The sequence below is a fragment of the Microbacterium sp. H6 genome, assembly GCF_003314775.1.
GTDB lineage: Bacteria > Actinomycetota > Actinomycetes > Actinomycetales > Microbacteriaceae > Microbacterium > Microbacterium oxydans.
Map to the genome: position 1 here is coordinate 6,835 of NZ_QOAY01000188.1, position 1,752 is coordinate 8,586.

Here is a 1,752-nt window from a genome sequence, read left to right on the forward strand (position 1 = left end):
GACCACCGTGTGGACATGGACCCTCCGATTGCTCGCGACGCCCCGATCGACGCCCCCTCGCTGACGAGCCTAGAGCCGGATCCATCGCCCTCACCCTTCTGGACCATGTCCATATCAGAATGGAACGAAACGCATGCCGAGGTGCGCATACGACGTGGCAGGACCGTCTCGTTCACCCCTCGACGAGAGCCGAGGAAGCGGCAGCGCGCGCGGCATCCGCAGAGCTCGCACCGACTGCTGCCTCCGCGGCTCGTCGGCAGTCATCGACGGACAACTCCTGCAGGCGCGCGGCCACGCGACCGAGCGATCGCGGCGCCATGGACAGCGACGTCACCCCGAGGCCGATCAGGACCGGAGCGAGCGCGGGGTCGCCGCCTGCTTCGCCGCAGACGCCCACCGACTTTCCGGCAGCCCGACCTGCGGCACCGACGGCGGCGATGAGTCGCAGCACTGCAGGCTGCCACGGATCGTTGAGGTCGCCCAGATCGCTGAGCAGCCGATCCGCCGCCATCGTGTACTGGGCGAGGTCGTTGGTGCCGAGGCTCACGAAGTCGACGACCTCGAACAGCTCCGCGGCGAGCAGTGCGGCGGACGGGGTCTCGATCATGATGCCGACCCTGTCGAGCCCCGCGGACCGACAGCGTTCGGCGAAGTCCCTGGCCTCGTCGACCGTCGCGACCATCGGAGCCATCACCTCGACCTCCGCCGCTTCCGCCGCAGCCGCTCGTGCGAGGGCGACCAGCTGATCATCGAGCAGCTGCGGGCGGCGTCGGGCGATCCGCAGCCCGCGCACGCCGAGCGCGGGGTTGTCCTCGCTGTCGGAGTTGGCGAAGGGAAGGGGCTTGTCGCTCCCCGCGTCGAGGGTGCGCACGACGACCTTGCGCCCAGGGAAGGCGGACAGCACGCCGCGATAGGCGGTCACCTGTTCGTCGATGCTCGGCGCCTCGGCGCGGTCGAGGAAGCAGAACTCCGTGCGGAAGAGTCCGACACCCTCCGCATGCGCCGAGGCCGCCACCGTCGCGTCCTCCGCTCCTCCGACGTTGGCGAGCAGCGGTATGCGGTGCCCGTCGGAGAGCGCTCCGACGCCGTTGAAGTCGACAGCGGTCGCCGAGGCGCGCGCTTCGGCGACGCGGGATTCCGCCGGGGCGACCTCCACCGTGCCGCGGTCGCCGTCCACGAGGACCATCGTCCCCACCGGGATCGCCTGGGCGTCGACGACACCGACGACAGCCGGCAGCCCCAGGGAGCGCGCGATGATCGCCGTGTGCGAGGTCGGTCCGCCCTGGACCGTGACGAGGGCGACGCATCGGCCCCCGGCGAGCAGAGCGGTGTCAGCGGGAGCGAGGTCGGCGGCCACCAGCACGAAGGGATCGTCGCGCTCGGGGACACCCGGCATGTCGACTTCGAGGATCTCGGCGATGATCCGGTCGCGTACATCGCGGATGTCGGCGATGCGCTCGGCCATCCGACCCCCCAGCGCGGCGAGGGCCTTCTCGTGGACGACGGCGGTCTCCCAGACCGCACGGGCGGCGGTGCGCCCCTTGGAGAGGACCAGAGCCGTCGCCTCGGACACCAGCTCGGGGTCGGAGGCCAGCAGGCGCGAGGCATCGAGGATGGCCTTGGTCTCTCCCGTCGCCTGCGCCGTGCGCGAGCGGAGCTGATCGGCGACCGCGACGGCGGCCCACTCGATCGCTGACACCTCGGAATCGCGGTCGGCGGGGGGCACCAGCACGTCCGGATCGGGTTCGGGAA

The 1,752-nt window shown here is 71.2% G+C and carries 1 protein-coding gene; it reads right to left on the reverse strand.

Going from position 1 to position 1,752, the window contains the following annotated elements; all coding sequences use genetic code 11:
- Positions 1–172: 172 nt before the first annotated feature.
- Positions 173–1,752: phosphoenolpyruvate--protein phosphotransferase (ptsP, locus tag DSP71_RS12320; protein ID WP_258546415.1), on the reverse strand; the 1,580-nt coding region annotated here is incomplete at its 5' end.